This window comes from Marinitoga hydrogenitolerans DSM 16785 (genome assembly GCF_900129175.1).
In the GTDB taxonomy this organism is placed as follows: domain Bacteria; phylum Thermotogota; class Thermotogae; order Petrotogales; family Petrotogaceae; genus Marinitoga; species Marinitoga hydrogenitolerans.
Window position 1 is genome coordinate 96,573 of the sequence record NZ_FQUI01000001.1, and the last position, 17,546, is coordinate 114,118.

Annotated in this window: 12 protein-coding genes, 2 tRNA genes and 1 other annotated feature; of the genes, 11 read left to right on the plus strand and 3 right to left on the minus strand. The window is 29.9% G+C overall.

Annotated elements, in window-relative coordinates:
• Nucleotides 1–72 precede the first annotated feature (72 nt).
• The 3 genes from BUA62_RS00465 to arcA form a co-directional block, all read right to left on the minus strand.
• Nucleotides 73–1,806, minus strand: coding sequence for a CehA/McbA family metallohydrolase (locus BUA62_RS00465; protein ID WP_072862276.1), 1,734 nt, complete (start codon nt 1,804–1,806; stop codon nt 73–75).
• A 93-nt stretch (nt 1,807–1,899) separates the two neighbouring features.
• Nucleotides 1,900–3,309, minus strand: coding sequence for a basic amino acid/polyamine antiporter (locus tag BUA62_RS00470; protein ID WP_072862278.1), 1,410 nt, complete (start codon nt 3,307–3,309; stop codon nt 1,900–1,902).
• Between the two features lie 26 nt (nt 3,310–3,335).
• The gene (gene arcA / locus BUA62_RS00475) at nt 3,336–4,538 is read right to left on the minus strand and encodes an arginine deiminase (RefSeq protein ID WP_072862280.1); all 1,203 of its coding nucleotides are present in this window, start codon (nt 4,536–4,538) and stop codon (nt 3,336–3,338) included.
• 290 nt (nt 4,539–4,828) lie between these two features.
• On the opposite strand from arcA, the gene BUA62_RS00480 reads away from it, so the two are divergent.
• The 11 genes from BUA62_RS00480 to BUA62_RS00530 all read left to right on the plus strand — a co-directional run bounded on the left by BUA62_RS00480 (nt 4,829) and on the right by BUA62_RS00530 (nt 17,409).
• Nucleotides 4,829–4,904 (plus strand) — tRNA-Thr (locus tag BUA62_RS00480).
• A 28-nt stretch (nt 4,905–4,932) separates the two neighbouring features.
• Nucleotides 4,933–5,019, plus strand: a tRNA-Tyr gene (locus BUA62_RS00485).
• Between the two features lie 35 nt (nt 5,020–5,054).
• The gene (gene rpmG / locus BUA62_RS00490) at nt 5,055–5,219 is read left to right on the plus strand and encodes a 50S ribosomal protein L33 (protein WP_072862282.1); all 165 of its coding nucleotides are present in this window, start codon (nt 5,055–5,057) and stop codon (nt 5,217–5,219) included.
• A gap of 74 nt (nt 5,220–5,293) precedes the next feature.
• On the plus strand, nt 5,294–5,521 hold the full coding sequence (secE, locus tag BUA62_RS00495) for a preprotein translocase subunit SecE (RefSeq protein ID WP_072862284.1): 228 nt from the start codon (nt 5,294–5,296) through the stop codon (nt 5,519–5,521).
• Between the two features lie 23 nt (nt 5,522–5,544).
• Complete coding sequence (locus BUA62_RS00500; RefSeq protein ID WP_072862287.1) at nt 5,545–6,603, plus strand: transcription termination/antitermination NusG family protein; 1,059 nt, start codon at nt 5,545–5,547, stop codon at nt 6,601–6,603.
• Between the two features lie 47 nt (nt 6,604–6,650).
• Nucleotides 6,651–7,079: a 50S ribosomal protein L11 gene (rplK, locus tag BUA62_RS00505; RefSeq protein WP_072862290.1), complete on the plus strand. Its 429-nt coding sequence runs from the start codon at nt 6,651–6,653 to the stop codon at nt 7,077–7,079.
• Between the two features lie 14 nt (nt 7,080–7,093).
• Nucleotides 7,094–7,795, plus strand: coding sequence for a 50S ribosomal protein L1 (rplA, locus tag BUA62_RS00510; RefSeq protein ID WP_072862293.1), 702 nt, complete (start codon nt 7,094–7,096; stop codon nt 7,793–7,795).
• A gap of 17 nt (nt 7,796–7,812) precedes the next feature.
• Nucleotides 7,813–7,951, plus strand: a sequence feature (ribosomal protein L10 leader region).
• 9 nt (nt 7,952–7,960) lie between these two features.
• Nucleotides 7,961–8,509, plus strand: coding sequence for a 50S ribosomal protein L10 (gene rplJ, locus BUA62_RS00515; RefSeq protein ID WP_072862296.1), 549 nt, complete (start codon nt 7,961–7,963; stop codon nt 8,507–8,509).
• 50 nt (nt 8,510–8,559) lie between these two features.
• Nucleotides 8,560–8,937, plus strand: a complete 378-nt coding sequence (gene rplL, locus BUA62_RS00520) for a 50S ribosomal protein L7/L12 (protein WP_072862298.1) — start codon at nt 8,560–8,562, stop codon at nt 8,935–8,937.
• A gap of 110 nt (nt 8,938–9,047) precedes the next feature.
• Entirely contained in the window at nt 9,048–12,656 is a 3,609-nt protein-coding gene (rpoB, locus tag BUA62_RS00525; RefSeq protein ID WP_072862300.1) for a DNA-directed RNA polymerase subunit beta, read from the plus strand.
• A 22-nt stretch (nt 12,657–12,678) separates the two neighbouring features.
• The gene (locus BUA62_RS00530; protein WP_072862303.1) at nt 12,679–17,409 is read left to right on the plus strand and encodes a DNA-directed RNA polymerase subunit beta'; all 4,731 of its coding nucleotides are present in this window, start codon (nt 12,679–12,681) and stop codon (nt 17,407–17,409) included.
• Nucleotides 17,410–17,546: the final 137 nt, after the last annotated feature.

The window sequence follows — 17,546 nt, forward strand, 5'->3', positions numbered from 1 at the left end:
ATAATATGTCATATAAATTGATATATTGTCAATAAAGTAAAAAGCAGTTCCAAATCGGAACTGCTTTTTACTTTATTTTATTTTCAATAATTTTTTTAAAAACACTTCATTCTCTGCACTTTCAAAAGGATTACCTGTAAATATTACATAGTTTTTATTAAGAATAAATCCTCTTTCTTTACCTTTAAATAATATTTTAAATCCATTATTAAAGTATAATTTATTTAATATTTTATTATTAAATTTTTCAGTTGTTATCTCATATTTAGTTGGAATTAAATTTAATAAATTCTCATTAATTTCATCTAGAACTATTCCAATCCTTTTATTTTTAGATAATTCAACAATTTTATTATACATAATTTCATCTTTTAAAGCACTTGAGGATATCAAAATAATATAAGAATTTTCTGAAAGGTTATTTTTAATTGTATATTTTCCCTTAAAAATTTCCGGATTAATATCTATAGCTGATATAATTATTTTATCTTTTAAAATAATATCATTTTCATACCATAATAAGTTATTAATATAGATTTTTAAATTTATTTTGTCTTTATCAGGGGTTTTTAACATTGTATTTATCATCCTTTTCTCAAAAGAAGATAAATTAATTTTATTATCATATTTTAATGAATCATCTATATATATTTTTATATCAGCACTGGATTTTTTATTAAGAACGTTATATAAATAAAAATTATAATTATTTCCTGAATTTTTATACATAACAGTTTTTGGCAAGTCAAAAAGCCTTATACCATCTTTCGATTCATACCATATCGCTGTAGAAACTACCTTATCTCCATCTTCTTGTTCTAAACTTGCAAAAACAAAGAAATATGGTGAATCTATAGGAATTTCAATTTCTTTTTCAAATTCAAAAGGTAAATTATCAAAAACATATAAATTATTTGGTGTATAAATTTTTAACTTTTTCACATTTTCTTTATCAGGATCTTTATAATAAACATTTAATTTTATATTTTCAGGTATAGAGTTATAATAATATATGTCACCCATCATAGCTTTATTTGTTTCAATCCAAAGTTTAACATTTTTATCTTCAGTTCCATATGTTTTTCTATTGAAAAAAGAATTTAATATTTCTTTTTTTGTCCTTGATTTTACCCATAATGCCGTTCTTGAATCATTTCCTGTCCCCCAATTGGCAGCATGATTGTCTTGACCAACTGTTGCTCCCACATGCCAACCTTTTTTTAATGCTAAAATATAATTAGAAAACATTTCATCATTTATTGTATCATTTTTCGACCAGCTTCCATTTCCTACTTCAATTAAATTTATATATTGATCAACTTCAGGATAATATTCAAAATTTTTGAATATACCAAACATAGAAATCGGATGATTAAATTGAGCTACTGCTTTTTCGTTAACCAGCCAGTTATAAAACTCTTCTGTAGTTGTTTTAACATTTCGACTAGTCCACGTATTTGCTTGAAAAACATTTATATGACCACTACCTGATGTCCATTCAAAACCGGCTAATGCTACAAAATTTTTTGTTGTTTCTTTTTCAGCCATTTCTTTCATAACTTCAAATTTATCCCGGTTGTTATATTTAGCCTCAAAATAATAAGCGTGGTCTGTAACTGCTAAGAAATCAATATTTGCAACATCCCTCGCATATTTATATGCATCCTCTGGTATTGTTCCTGGTTCTCCATCAGAAAATGATGTATGAGAATGTGGATTACCAAATAATAGTATTAAGTCATTTGGAAAAGAGAAAATTAATATAGAATTGATAATCAAAAAAATTAAAACATAGTATCTTTTCATTTTTCCACCTTCCTTTTGCAAAATAATTATAACCTTATATTATATCATAAAATAACAAAAAACCTCCAAAAACCGGAGGTTTTTTGTTATTTATCAAACGACCAACTTTCCTGTTGCCACCAGAATAATAACAACAACAGAAACACTCCACATTATCCCGTATATAGTTTTTTGCATTCCTGACAACATTTCTCCTTTTTCTCTTTTAGCTACTGGATAAGCAAAAATTCCAAATGAATAAATTACCAATGCCGTTATAATATAAATCCAACCAACTGCATATATTACCCATGCTGTATAAATAACTGCAATCCATCCAAAGAACTTATATAAACCACTGTTCTCTTCACGGGCAATTTTTACACCAAATATCGCTGAAAAAAGATACGGTAACAATATTGTTGTTGTTGCTATATAGAAAATTGTATTATATACATTTTGTAATGTATCTGATAATAATGACAATAAGAAAATTTGAGTAATTATATTTGTTACTGTTAAAGAAAATACTGGTGTTGCATGTTCATTTTGTTCTGAAAATTTTTTAGGGAATACATTATCTTTAACCGCAGCAATATAAGGGATTTCTGCTGTTAATAATAACCAACTTAATAAAGCACCAAATACAGAAAATAAAAATCCAAAATCTAAAATATATTGGCCAGGTTTTCCTATTATTTTGCTCAAAACTGTTCCAAGTGGTGATGTTGAATCGACTAATTCACTTGGTGGAACAACTCCCATTGTAAATACGGAAACCGATATATATATTACTAATGTAATTAAAAATCCTATTACAGTTGCTTTACCTACATCTTTTTGAGACTTTGCTTTATTAGATAAAACTACAGCACCTTCAATACCTATAAATGCCCATAACATTGTTCCAAAGCTATTATTAATTTGATTAAATATAGAAGAAGTTTCACCTGTTGCCGCTAATTTTGTTGAGAAAAATATATCTTTTACAAGATCTGGATTAAAGGCAAAGATTGATAATACTGCTACTAAAAATAAAGGAATTAATTTTAAAATTGTTAAAATTGCATTTGTAAAACCTGCTGTTCTTATCCCGCTTATAATTAAGAAATGATATACCCATAATATAATACTTGAAAATATTAAAGCTATTATTTTATTTTCTGCTAAAATTGGAAAATAACCACTTAAAATTTTCATTATAACTGCGAAAAATGCAATATTACCTAGTAATGCTGACCACCAATATCCCCATGCAGAATTAAATCCTACAAACTCTCCAAATTGCTCTTTAGCATAAGAATAAATACCGCCTTCAAGTTCTGGTTTTTTGTAAGATAAAAATTGAAAAACCATAGCAAGAGAAAAAACACCAAAACCTGTAATCAACCAACCTATTAAAATAGCACCTGGATTAGCGACGCTTCCTAAATCAGCTGGCGAATTAAAGATCCCTGCTCCGATCATTGAACCTATAACTATCATAGTTAAAGCAAATAAACCTAATACCTTATTTGTCCCCACACCAACACCTCCTATTTGAATTTATATTATCCTCTATTCATAGGCATTGACATACATCTTGGCCCACCACGACCTCTTGATAATTCACTTGATGGTATCTCTATAACATTAATTCCGTTTTCTCTTAATAAAGTATTTGTCACGTAATTTCTATCATATGCTATTACAACTCCGGGTTTTATAGCTAAAACATTTGACCCATCATTCCATTGTTCTCTTTTTGCGGCAATTTCATCTTCTCCACCACATTTCAATATTTTAACTTCACCATTATTAAGATATTTTTGCAATATTTTTTCTAAAGATGTTTTTTCCTCAATTACTTCTAAATCTTTATCTCCTTTTTTAATTACATAAACTAATAAACTTGATTCTAATTTAGAATGAGCTAAAAACTTATCTGTATCCACCATTGTAAATATTGTATCTAAATGCATATAAGCTCTTTTCTTAGGAATATTTATAGCTAATATTGTTTCAAAGCTTTCATCTGTTTCAAAGAATAATTTCTTAGCCAATATTTCAACAGCCTCCGGCTCAGTTCTTTGAGATATTCCTATAGCTAATACTTTATCTGTTAATATTAAAATATCTCCACCCTCTATTGCAAAATGATTATTCATATCATAATATACTGGAGTATTTTTAAAATCCCTATTATACTTTATCACATATTTCATAAATAATGATTCTCTTCTTCTAGCTTTTGTTCTCATTTTATTAATAACTATGCCTATACCAACAAAAGCTATAGGATCTCTCTGGAAATATAGGTTAGGTAAAGGTAATAAATAAAACTGTTTGTTCATTCTAACTTTTGTAGAAAATGTTTCTTTTTTTAATTTAAATTCATTTATTCTTATTCCGCTAACAATCTTATTTATCATATTTTTTGTATCAAAACTCAACAAATAATCTTTTAAAGCATCTAAAATATATTTATTTTTCACTTCGCTTAATTGCAAATATTCATTTATAAACTCTTTTTTTATTTCATCTTTGCTCAAAGCTGTAGATAATAAATCGGTAATGTATTCAACATGTATACCATTTGTTCTTAATACATCAGCAAAATAATCATGTTCCTGTTGTGCTTTTTTTAAATAAGGTATATCTTCGAATAATAATTCTTCTAATAAATCTGGTTCCATATTTTCTAATTCTAACCCGGGTCTGTGTAATAATACTCTTTTTAATTCTTTCACTTCCGAATATACATTTATACTCATCTTAAACCCTCCCATTATAATTTTTAAATCAGTAATATTATACTTTATATAACAAAAAAATAAAAACTCGAAATTTCTTGAATTTTTATAAGTATGATAAATTTTTCACGGTTATGAGAATTTATTATAAGTATGCGTGAGTATGCTTCATAAAACAATGAAAATTTTTTCAATAATAATGTTATGAAATTTTCTATCAACACCCGATGTTGCAAACGGGTAATAAGTTCTTAATCGTTAGGTAATTGACAGAAAAGTTTTTATCTGGTATAATAACCCACGGATGAGTTGCCGACGTAGCTCAATTGGCAGAGCGGCTGACTTGTAATCAGCAGGTTGGGGGTTCAAGTCCCTTCGTCGGCTCCATATTTTTTTAATTTTTTTACTTACCGGTGGTGAGGTGCCCGAGTGGCCAAAGGGGGCGGACTGTAAATCCGCTGGCGGATTGCCTTCGAAGGTTCGAATCCTTCCCTCACCACCATTTCATTAATTATAATGTTATGTGAGGTGAATAAAATGGCAGCAAAAAGTCCTGTTTTAACCGTATCTTTAAAATGTACAGAATGCAATAGAAGAAATTACTACAAACAAAGAAAAAGAACATTTAAAAAGAAATTAGAATTCAAAAAATATTGTCCTCACTGTAATAAACATACTTTACATGTTGAATCAAAAATATAAATTGTGAAGTTTTCTAAAAAAGAAAATCAACCCCCTAATTTAGGGGGTTATGATTAAATCTTGGGGGTGTTTTGATGTCAAAATTTTGGTTGTTTTTAAGTTCAGTTATGCAAGAATCAAAAAAAGTAAAATGGCCTAACAAGAAAGAAGCAATGACCTCAACTTTAATAGTATTAGCTATTATAATATTCGTGTCTTTGTATTTGTTCATTGCTGATTACGGGTTATTAAATTTATTTTCTAAAGTTATTTATCCTATAATAGGTATAAAAAGTGGTTTAGGCACAAGCGCTTCTCAATGATGTTGCAAAGCAGGTGAATAATTATGCGTAAAAAATGGTATATTTTACAAACTTTCTCTGGAATGGAATACAAAGTTAAAGAATTAATAGAAGAAAAAGCAAAATTATATGACAAAGAAAAAATGTTTGGTAAGATATTAATACCAGAGGAAAGTGAGATTGATTTAACAAATAAAAAAACCGATAGAATTGTTGTTTCTGAAGAAGCTCAAGTTTTTGTGAAAAATGGAGAAAATGTAAAAAAAGGAGATTTACTTGCTGAAGAACCTCCTGTAATTGTAAAAAATGCAGGAATAATCTCTGAAATTAAAAATTTTAGAAAAATAATTGTTGAAACGAAAGATAAAAAATTTACAAAAACTTTCTTAATTCCTGAAAGCGCTAAAATAATTGGTGGTTTAAAAGTGAATTCAAGAATTCATGCTGGCATTCCTTTAGCAAGAGAAGATGGATATGAAGCGGATTTAGATGGTATTATTATTTCTGTTGAAAAATTGAAAAGAGTTACTATACAAACAGAAAATAATACAAAGGATGTTTATTTAATATTTAAAGATAATTTTGACTCTGCAGCTTTTAGAAAAGGTACATATGTTGAGAAAGGCCAAATTTTGGGAAATAAACGACAATATAAAGCAAAGTCTTCTGGAAAAGTCGAAATAAGAGATTTTGCATCAAGAAAAGAGATCATAATTTTAAAAACAAAGATTTCAAGATTATTCCCAGGTTATATGTTTATTGAAATGATTTTAAATAAAGAAACACAAGAAATGGTTAAAAATATCCCTTATGTTATTAATTTCATAAATATCGGTGGAACTCCTGTTCAATTAAAAACCAAAGAAGTAAAAGCATTATTGAGATTAACAGGAGAAGAAGGATATGAAGTAAAAGAAAGTAAATTAAGAGCTGATTACGTAATTGGCGAACATGTAAGAATAATTAATGGACCATTTGAATTCTTTACTGGTAAGATAACTAATATCGATCTACACAAACAAACTGTTAAAGTAACTATAAATATGTTTGGTAGAGAAACAGAAGTAGAATTAGGTTTAACTGAAATAGAAAAAATTGATTGATAATGGTGGGAGGGTTACCCCGCTAATACCACAAAGGAGGGAAACATATGGCAAAAAAAGTTGCTAGATTAGTAAAATTACAGTTGCCTGCAGGTAAAGCTACACCTGCTCCACCAGTTGGTCCAGCTTTAGGACAACATGGTGTTAATTTGATGGAATTTTGTAAAAAGTTTAATGCTGCAACAGCAGACAAAGCTGGAATGATTATTCCTGTTGAAATTACTGTTTATGAAGACAGATCTTTTACATTTACTTTAAAAACCCCCCCAGCATCTTTCTTGATATTACAAGCTGCTGGATTAAAAAAAGGTGCTTCAAATCCAGGTAGGGAAATCGTTGGAAAAATTACATTGTCTCAAGTGAAAGAAATAGCAGAAATCAAAATGCCCGATTTAAATGCAAAAACAATAGAAGCAGCTATGGAAATAATAAAAGGTACTGCAAGAAATATGGGCATTGAAGTAGTCGAAGGTTAAGGGGGTGTATGCGAATGTCAAAACATGGAAAAAGATATTTGGAAGCAAAAAAATTAATCGATAGAGAAAAATTTTATACTCTAGATGAGGCTTTAGAATTAATTCCTAAAATTGCTAATGCTAAATTTGATGAAAGCATAGAATTGCACATGGTTCTAGGTATAGATCCAAGAAAAAACGATCAACAAGTAAGAGGTAATATTTCATTACCGCATGGAACAGGTAAAAAGGTAAGAATTTTAGTTTTTGCAAAAGGTGAAAAAGTTCAAGAAGCTTTAGATGCTGGCGCAGATTATGCTGGCTCCGATGAATTTATTCAAAAAATACAAGGTGGATGGACAGATTTTGATATTGCTATCGCCACACCTGATATGATGAGAGAAATTGGAAGATTAGGTAAAATTTTAGGTCCAAGAGGATTAATGCCATCACCAAAATCCGGTACAGTTACAAATGATGTTGCTGATGCTGTAAAAGCTTTTAAAGCCGGAAAAATCGAAGTAAGGAATGACAAAACTGGTAATTTACACGTTGCTGTTGGTAAAAAATCTTTTGATTCTTCAAAGTTAAAGGAAAATATTGTAGAAGCTATACAACAGATTGAAAAAATGAGACCATCTGGAGCAAAAGGTAAATTTATAAGAAAAGTAGCATTAGCTCCTACAATGGGTCCTGGATTGAAATTAAACGTTTCTGAATTTTTAACTGAAAAGTAATAATCATTGTGTTATAATACTCACGTGAATATGTACTGAAGACAGCAGGTATATATAATGTGGTGAAAACCCGCCTGCCGAGGTACGCTGAAGATAAAACAATAAATGTTTTAGTGCTTCTGCGGTCCTCGGGACCGCAGATTTTTTTAGAGGAGGTGTGAGTCGGTGTTAACAAGAGCTCAAAAAGCTGAGTTGTTAAAAGAATTAGAAAGCGTTTTTAAAGATTCTTCAATAGTTACTTTTGTAGACTTTAAAGGTATGACTGTAGCACAATCTAATGCATTTAGAGGTGAATTATATAAGAAATTTGAAAATAAGGTAACCTTCAAAATTACAAGAAATGCATTGATTAAAACAGCAATTAAAAATGCTGGATTAAATTTAGAAGATTTCGAAAAATTCTTAGAAGGCAACACTGCACTTCTTTACACTAAAGAAGCGGATCCAATTGAGACATTAAAAGTTTTAGTTGAATTCAAAAAGAAAAACAAATTAGATGTTCCTGTAATTAAAGCCGGTGTTTTAGAAGGTAAAATCTTTACTGCTGAAGAAGCGGAAGAATTGGCAAAATTACCTTCCAAAGAACAATTACTTGCTATGTTGGTTGGTGGCTTAAACGCTCCTATTTCCGGTTTAGTTGGCGCATTAGGTGGAATATTAAGAAAATTCTTATATGCTTTAAATGCTATAAGAGAAGAAAAAGAGAAACAATAAGACAGATTTTATAAAAACAGTATTTAAGAAATTTCAGGAGGTGTTTTGGAATGACAAGAGAAGAATTAATTCAAGCAATTAAAGAAATGACTGTAGCAGAATTAGCAGAATTAGTAAAGGCTTTAGAAGATGAATTTGGTGTATCAGCAGCAGCTCCAGTTGCAGTAGCAGCAGCTCCAGTTGCAGCAGCAGCAGCTGAAGAAGAAAAAGATTCATTTGATGTTGTATTAAAAAGCTTTGGTGCTAAAAAGATAAATGTAATTAAAGTTGTTAGAGAAATTACAGGTTTAGGTTTAAAAGAAGCTAAAGATTTAGTTGAAAAAGCAGGTACTCCAGATGCTGTAGTTAAAGAAGGCGCAACAAAAGACGAAGCAGAAGAACTTAAAAAGAAATTAGAAGATGCTGGCGCAGAAGTAGAATTGAAGTAATTTCTTAAAGAAATATAAACTTTTATATGATATAATTTACCCGCATCAGGCTCTAGTCTGATGCGGTATTGTTTTGCTAATAAAAAATTAGGAAGACGAGGTGATTCTTTGTGAACACCCGAGTATTGAAGGTGGGAAAAAGAGAAAGGCATTTTTTTGGAAAAGTTGATGAAGATTTTGAGCTTTTCCATGATTTATTGGAAATCCAACTTAATTCTTTTGAATGGTTTGTTAAGGACGGTATAAAAGACGTTCTAAACAAATACACTCCTATTACAGTTGAATTAAAAGGGAAAAGGAAAACTAAAATTTCTTTAGAGTTTACCGATGTATGGACGGAAGATCCTACATTTGATGAAATGGAATGTAAAGAAAAAGGTTTGTCTTATACAGTTCCATTAAAAGCTAAAATAAGAATCACAGATCATAGTACTGGGGAAATAATTGAACCCAGTGATTCGTTATTTTTTGGAAATATTCCAAAAATAACTGATAGAAGCACCTTCATAATTAATGGTGCAGAAAGAGTAGTTGTAAATCAGCTTGTTAGATCTCCTGGCGTATATTTTGTTAGCGAGGAACAAAAAAGTGTTAAGCAAACAAGACCTTATTTTGTTGCCCATTTTTTACCTGTAAAAGGTGCATGGTTGGAAATAATATATAACCCAAACCCTGGTAAAGATTTTTTACAAATTAGAATTGACAGAAAGAGAAAATTTAATTATTTCCTCTTTTTAAGAGCTTTGGGTTATGATTCTGATCTTGCTATTTTAGATTTATACCCTCAAAAGATAAATTTAAACTATGATTTATCAGAATATCTTGAAAAGAATATAACTATTCTTTCTGATATCAAAGTTCCTGAAACTTCTGAATTTTATAAAGAATCAAAAACATATAGAGGACTAAGATTAACGGAAAAAATTGTAGAAGAATTGATTGATTTAGATATATCCGAAATAACAGTTGCTCATATTGTTGCACAAAATACTTTAGACTTGTTTAAAAAAACTTATGAATCAGAAGACTCTATATTAACTCCAGAAGATGCTTATAAAGAATTATTTAAAAAATTGAGACCTGGTGAAATTCCAAGAGTTAATATTGCTACAGACTATATAAATAATTTATACTTTAATCCTAACACTTTTGATTTTTCTATGATCGGAAGGAAAAAGATTGTTAATAGGATGGAAGATGTTTATAAAAAATATTTAATTGAAGTTGAAGGAAGAAATATCGAAAAAGGTGAAGATATTGAATATCCTTATAAAGAAGAAAAAACTTTGACAAAATTAGACCTTATTTTAGCTTCAAGGCATTTATTGGAAATGAAAGAAAATCCAGAATTGCTTGACACTCGTGACCATTTGGGTAATAAACGTGTAAGGTCCGTTGGAGAATTAATGCAAATAGAATTTGAACGTTCATTCTCTAAAATGTTGCCTATATTAAATGAAAAGCTCAGCATTATTCCAAACATACAAAAATTAAATCCAAATTCTTTAATAAATTCCAGAGCTATAATGACAACTATAAACCAATTCTTTGCAACCAGTCAGTTATCACAATTTATGGATCAAGTGAATCCATTATCTGAGTTAACCCATAAAAGAAGATTATCAGCTATTGGTCCTGGTGGATTAAAAAGAGAACATGCTAAATTTGAAGTTCGTGATGTTCACCACTCACACTACGGAAGAATGTGTCCTATAGAAACACCTGAAGGGGCTAATATAGGTTTAATAACATCTTTAGCTATACTTGCAAGAGTTGATGAATTTGGATTTTTAGAAACACCTTATTATAGAGTAAAAGATGGTAAAGTTTTATATGAAAAAGGTGTATATTGGCTAACTGCTGATCAAGAAGAAGAAAAAATTATAGCTCCCGCTTCAGTAGAAATTGATGAAAATGGAATAATAAAGGCTGAGTATGTTGAAATTAGGCATGCTGGTAAGGTTACCTATGTTCATAGAGAAGATGTGGAATTTATAGCTGTAACTCCTAAACAGATTGTTAGTGTTTCTACATCATTAATCCCATTTTTGGAACACGATGATGCTAATCGTGCTTTGATGGGGTCTAACATGCAGAGACAAGCCGTGCCTTTAATGATTACTGAAGCCCCTTTTGTAGGAACAGGTGTTGAATGGCTTGCTGCAAGAGATTCGGGGTATGTAATTAAAGCAAAACATAGAGGAAGAGTTTCATATATTGATGCTAAAACTATAATAATAAATAGAATAGATGAAGATGGAAAAGATATAATAGATAATTTTGGAAATCCAGTTCAAGATAAATATACATTATGGAAATTTATTAGATCTAACCAAGATACTACAATAAATCAAAGACCTATCGTTGAAATGAATGAAATCATTGAAAAAGGTGACCCTATTGCTGATGGCCCTGCTATAGATATGGGAGAATTAGCTTTAGGTAAAAATGTATTAGTGGCCTTCATGCCATGGGAAGGTTATAATTTCGAAGATGCTATTTTGGTAAACGAAGAATTACTTGAAAGAGATACTTTCACTTCTTTACATATAGAGGTATATGAAACAAAAGCTATGGACACCCAATTGGGACCAGAAGAGATTACCGCTGATATCCCAAATGTAAAGAAAGAATCATTGAGAAACCTTGATGAACATGGAATTGTAAGAGTGGGTGCTTATGTATCTTCAGGAGATATTTTAGTTGGTAAGGTTACACCAAGAGGCGAATCAGAAACCTCACCTGAAGAAAAATTGATTAGATCAGTATTTGGAGATAGAGGAAAGGACGTAAAGGATACTTCATTAACTGTTCCACATGGAATTGAAGGAAGAGTTATTGATGTTAAAGTTTATACAAGAAAAGATATTCCTGATTTAGAAACTGGTGTAAATCAATATGTTAAAGTTTATATAGCATCAAAGAAAACTTTAAATGTTGGAGATAAATTAGCTGGAAGACATGGTAATAAAGGTGTAGTTTCGAATATTTTGAGAAAAGAAGATATGCCATTCTTACCAAATGGAAAACCTATAGAAATGATACTTAGTCCTTTAGGTGTTCCATCACGTATGAATCTTGGGCAGGTATTAGAAATGCATCTTGGATGGCTAGCAAAATTAACAGGAAAACACTTTGCTACTCCTATTTTTGACGGTGCAAAAGAAGCTGAAATAATGCAAGCATTATACGAAGCAAGAAAAAATAATCGTATGGATGAATTAGATAAAGTTCGTAAGGAATACGGATTAGATTTAGGAGATTCTGTTGAAATAGAAAGTGGTAAGATTGTATTAAGAGATGGTAGAACTGGTGAACCTTTTGACTATCCAATAGCTATTGGATATATGTATATGTTAAGGTTAGTTCATATAGCAAAAGATAAAATGCATGCACGTTCCACAGGTCCATATTCTTTAATTCACCAGCAACCACTTGGCGGTAAAGCTCATTTTGGTGGTCAGAGATTTGGTGAAATGGAAGTTTGGGCTTTAGAAGCATATGGTGCTGCACATACATTAACTGAAATGCTAACATATAAATCAGATGATATAAAAGGTAGAAATGAAGTTTATAAAGCTATTTTGAATGGCAAAAATCTTCCTGATCCTGGTATTCCAGAAAGTTTTAAAGTATTAGTAAAAGAATTACAGGGGTTAATGTTAGATGTTCGTTTGTTTGATGAAGACGGCAATGAATTAGATGTAGATAAATTATAAATCCCCTCAAGGAGGGTAAAGCATGGGTAAAATGACATCATCATTTAAAAGGAAAATTGCAAAAATCAAAGTGGGTATTGCTTCTCCAGAAAGAATAAGAGAATGGTCAAGCGGAGAAGTTAAAAAGCCTGAAACTATTAATCACAGAACATTTAAACCAGAAAGAGATGGCTTGTTCTGTGAAAAGATTTTTGGCCCTGTTAAGGATTATGAATGTACTTGTGGCAGATACAAAGGAAAAAAATATGAAGGTACTGTATGTGAAAGATGTGGAGTAAAGGTTGAGTCAAAAGAATCAAGAAGAAGAAAAATGGGGCATATTGAATTAGCTGCTCCTGTTGTTCATATTTGGTTCTTAAAATCATCTCCTTCTATCTTATCTATATTATTAAATATACCAGTTAAAGAATTAGAAAATATTATTTACTACGGTTCCAAAAGAGTTGTTGAAAAAATCTGGTTAATTACAGATCCAAAAGACTCAGACATGTTTGATTACGGCGATATGCTACACAACACTGAATACGAAATATTTAAAGAAAAAATGGATTTTGAAGTTGAACAAGCCGTAAAAGTGTTACATGTTAAAGAAAAACCAATATCCAAAAGAAGTGGTGTTGTAAGTATAGAAAGTGAAATGACTCAGGCAAAACATGAAGTAACTTGGATTAAAATAAAAGATGATAACGGTGTTGAAGAAAAGTGGCCAATATTTGAAGGATCAACATTATTTGTTGAAGATGGTGACGAAATTGAAGAGGGTACACAATTAGCTGATACATTCTTATATGAAGAAGAAATATTAACAGCTAGTGAATACCTTATATTCGAACAATTCTATCCATCAGCAATTGAAATTGAAAGAGATATTGAAAGAGATACTCCTATTTTAGTAATTACGGATATTGATCCCGAAGTAGAAAAAGAAATAGGAAAAGGTATTGGCAACACATTGTTGCAGGAAGAATATGAAGCTTATAAAGAATTATATAATGACAAAATTACTGCTGATTATGGTGGAGAAGCTATTAAAAAATTACTTAAAAATATTGATTTACATGAATTAAAAATACAATTAGAAGCTGAATTAGCAAAATTAGATAAAAAAAGTGCAAAAGCCTTAAAATTAATAAAAAGATTAAAGGTTGTTAAAGACTTTTTAAAGTCCGCTAATAAACCTGAATGGATGATTATTGAAGCACTACCTGTTGTTCCACCAGATATAAGACCTTTAATTCAAATAGATGGTGGTAGATTTGCTGCTACTGATTTAAATGATTTATACAGAAGAGTTATTAATAGAAATAACAGACTTCAAAAATTATTTGAGATCGAAGCTCCTGAAATAATAATCAGAAATGAAAAAAGAATTTTACAACAAGCTGTAGATTCATTAATTTATAACGGCCGTGTTGGAAAGGCAATGACAGACAGAAGCGGAAGGCCTTTAAGATCTTTAACTGATTTAATAAAAGGTAAAAAGGGAAGGTTTAGAAGGAATCTTCTTGGTAAACGTGTAGACTATTCTGGAAGGGCTGTAATTATTGTTGGTCCTGAATTAAAAATACATGAATGTGGTCTTCCAAAGAAAATGGCAATGGAATTATTTAAACCTTTTGTTCTAAATAAATTATTAAAAGATTCTAATGCTTCAAGTAAAAATGCAAGAAAATTAAAGAAAACTATCATAGAAAAAGAAATGCCTGAAGCATGGGAAATGCTTGAAGAAGTTATCAAAGGACATCCTGTAATGTTAAACAGAGCTCCTACATTGCATAGAATTTCTATACAAGCTTTTATCCCAAGATTAATTGAAGGTAATTCTATTCAGTTACATCCATTAGTATGTCCTCCATTTAATGCCGATTTTGATGGAGACCAAATGGCTGTACACGTTCCATTATCAAACATTGCACAAGCTGAAGCTAAATTCTTAATGTTATCAAGATATAATATCATATCCCCTGCAAATGGAAAACCTATTTCTATGCCAGGTAAAGATATGATTGCTGGTGCATATTATTTAACAACAGTAGATCCAAAATATTTTGAATCTAAAAAGCTTCCTAAAAATATAAAAGATTTAGAAACCAAGAAAAGTATTAAATATATTTTTGGAGATGAATTCCAAGCATTTTATGTTCATGAATATGAAAAAATAACAAAACATGAAATTCTTGTTGAAAATAATAAATTAAAATGGAATAAGCCAACTCTTAATTTGCATGAACCTATTGGCTTATATTATAAAGATAAATTAATAAAAACAACTGTTGGAAGATTAATTTTTAAAGAAATATTACCAGAACCTATTGGAAGATTTAATCCTGACTTCAATAAAATTTATAAAAAGAAAGAAATTAAAAATTTAATCTTTGATACATTTAAATATCATGGAATAGATAGAACTGCCGATCTGCTAGATGACATTAAATTTTTAGGTTTCCATTATGCTACTGTTTCTGGTTTAACAATTTCTGTAAGAGATATTGTTGAACCAAAAGAAAGATTAGAAATTATAAAGGAATCCGAAAAAACAGTTATGGAAATTGAAAAATACTTTGAAGAAGGATACTTAACAGATGAACAACGATATAAAGAAGTTGTTAAAGTATGGGAAAAAACTATTAGTGCAGTTACAGAGGTTACAAGTAAAGAATTCAAAAAATATCCTTTTAATCCAGTTTGGATGATGGTTGACTCTGGAGCAAGAGGTAATATTGACCAATTAAAACAATTAGCTGGTATGAGAGGTCTTATGGCCGATCCTTCAGGTAAGGTTATTGAATTACCAATTAAATCAAACTTTAGAAATGGTTTATCAGAATTAGAATTCTTTATTTCTACTCATGGTGCTAGAAAAGGTTCTGCTGATACAGCTTTAAGAACATCAACTGCCGGATATTTAACAAGAAGATTGGTTGATGTTGCACAATCAATTACTGTAACAGAACCAGATTGCGGTACAGAAAAGGGTATTGAAGCAAGAGAGTTAATTGCTGATGGATTAAGAATAGAAAAACTTGCTGATTATTTATTTGGTAGAGTTTTAGCTTCAGATGTATTAGACCCACAAACAGATGAAATTATTATCAATCCAGAAACTGGAAAAAAATATGTAAGAGATGTTATGCTTGATGAAGAAGATGCCGAATTTTTAGCAAATTATAAAACAAAAATTCCAGTTGTAGAAATTAAAGAAAATATAAATATTGATGATATTAACCTGTACCTATATAATATCTTAAACAATGATGTCTTAATTGATGGTGAATTGTTATTTTCAGAAGGAACAGAAATTGATAAAGATATAATTCTCTCGCTAAAACAACATAATGTAAAAACTGTGAATATTAAAGAATATAAAGCTGTTAATTTTGTATTTGTTGGAGATAATCTAAAAGTTGAAGATGAAAATGGAAAATTAATTACTTTAACTAATTATCAAGAAAAAATTGACGCTGATACAGCAAAAAAACTTGAAAGATATAATGTTGAAGAAGTTGAAGTTAGACCATCTATTTATGTAAGGTCTATTTTAACCTGTGAATCTGAGCATGGTGTTTGTGCTAAATGTTATGGAATGGATTTATCAAATCATAAAATTGTGAATATTGGTGAATCTGTTGGTATTATAGCTGCTCAATCAATTGGAGAACCAGGAACACAATTAACAATGAGAACATTCCATACTGGTGGTATTGCTACTACAGGAGATATTACACAGGGTCTTCCAAGAGCAGAAGAATTATTTGAAGCAAGAAAAAATTTAAAAGGTCCTGAAGCAGAATTTTCTACTGTAAAAGGAATTGTTAGAAAAATTGATAGAGATGAAAAAGGTAAACTTATTTTTATTGTAGAAGATTTCACAGGTGAATTACATACCTATATAGCTGATCCAAAAGTTAAACCAACTGTTTCTGAAGGAGATAAAGTAGAACCTGGTTATAGGCTTACATCTGGTAATATTAAACCAAGAAGATTGTTAGAAGAACTTGGTGCAGAAGTCACTTTCGATTATCTTTTGAAAGAAATTAAGAAAATCTATGCCGAACAAGGTGTTGAAATTCATGATAAACATTTTGAAATTATCATAAAACAAATGTTTAATAAGGTTGAAATAACATATGCTGGTGATACTGATTTTATGCCGAGAGATTTGGTTAATATAAAAGCAGTTGAAAAAGTAAATAAGAAAATCTATGAAGAAAATAAAATGATAGAGCAAAATAGAGAAGACGTCATAGGCAAAAAACTGGCTGAAAAAATTTCTATAAAATTAGATGAGACTCCTGAAATTATAGGTAATATTGGTGATGAAGTAACAGAAGAATTATTAAATAAGATAATAGATGTTGGTATAAAAGAAATAGAAGTGTTTAAAACAGAACCACAATTATTAGAAACAGATGATGGCGAAATAAGATTAGTTGGTGAAAAGAAAGTATATCTAATTAACGCCAAAGAACCCGCAAGATTTGAAAGAAAATTATTGAGAATTACAAAATCTTCTTTAGAAAGAGAAGGATGGTTAGGTGCAGCATCTTTCCAACAAACAGTTCAAGTATTAACAGAAGCAGCATTAGAAGGTAAAGAAGATTACTTATTGGGACTAAAAGAAAATGTTATTGTTGGACAACCTATACCTGCTGGTACTGGTTTAAAAGCATTTCTTGAATCTGAAATTTCAATATTTGAATTGCCAACATTTCCAACTGAAGATTCTGAATCTGAAGAAAGCGCAGCATCTTAAATAACCAAACCCTGGAGTTTTTTACTCCAGGGTTTTTTTGAATTGACTCTCACAAATATTCATTTTTTTATTTATTAATAACAACTATAATAACATTATTTTTCTAATATGAAAAATAAAAATAAGGAACCTCAAGG

Coding starts and splice junctions, on each gene's coding strand:
- BUA62_RS00465 (WP_072862276.1), bottom strand. CDS start 1,806: ATGAAAAGATACTATGTTTTAATTTTTTTGATTATCAATTCTATATTA.
- arcA (WP_072862280.1), bottom strand. CDS start 4,538: ATGAGTATAAATGTATATTCGGAAGTGAAAGAATTAAAAAGAGTATTA.
- rpmG (WP_072862282.1), top strand. CDS start 5,055: ATGGCAGCAAAAAGTCCTGTTTTAACCGTATCTTTAAAATGTACAGAA.
- secE (WP_072862284.1), top strand. CDS start 5,294: ATGTCAAAATTTTGGTTGTTTTTAAGTTCAGTTATGCAAGAATCAAAA.
- BUA62_RS00500 (WP_072862287.1), top strand. CDS start 5,545: ATGCGTAAAAAATGGTATATTTTACAAACTTTCTCTGGAATGGAATAC.
- rplK (WP_072862290.1), top strand. CDS start 6,651: ATGGCAAAAAAAGTTGCTAGATTAGTAAAATTACAGTTGCCTGCAGGT.
- rplA (WP_072862293.1), top strand. CDS start 7,094: ATGTCAAAACATGGAAAAAGATATTTGGAAGCAAAAAAATTAATCGAT.
- rplL (WP_072862298.1), top strand. CDS start 8,560: ATGACAAGAGAAGAATTAATTCAAGCAATTAAAGAAATGACTGTAGCA.
- BUA62_RS00530 (WP_072862303.1), top strand. CDS start 12,679: ATGGGTAAAATGACATCATCATTTAAAAGGAAAATTGCAAAAATCAAA.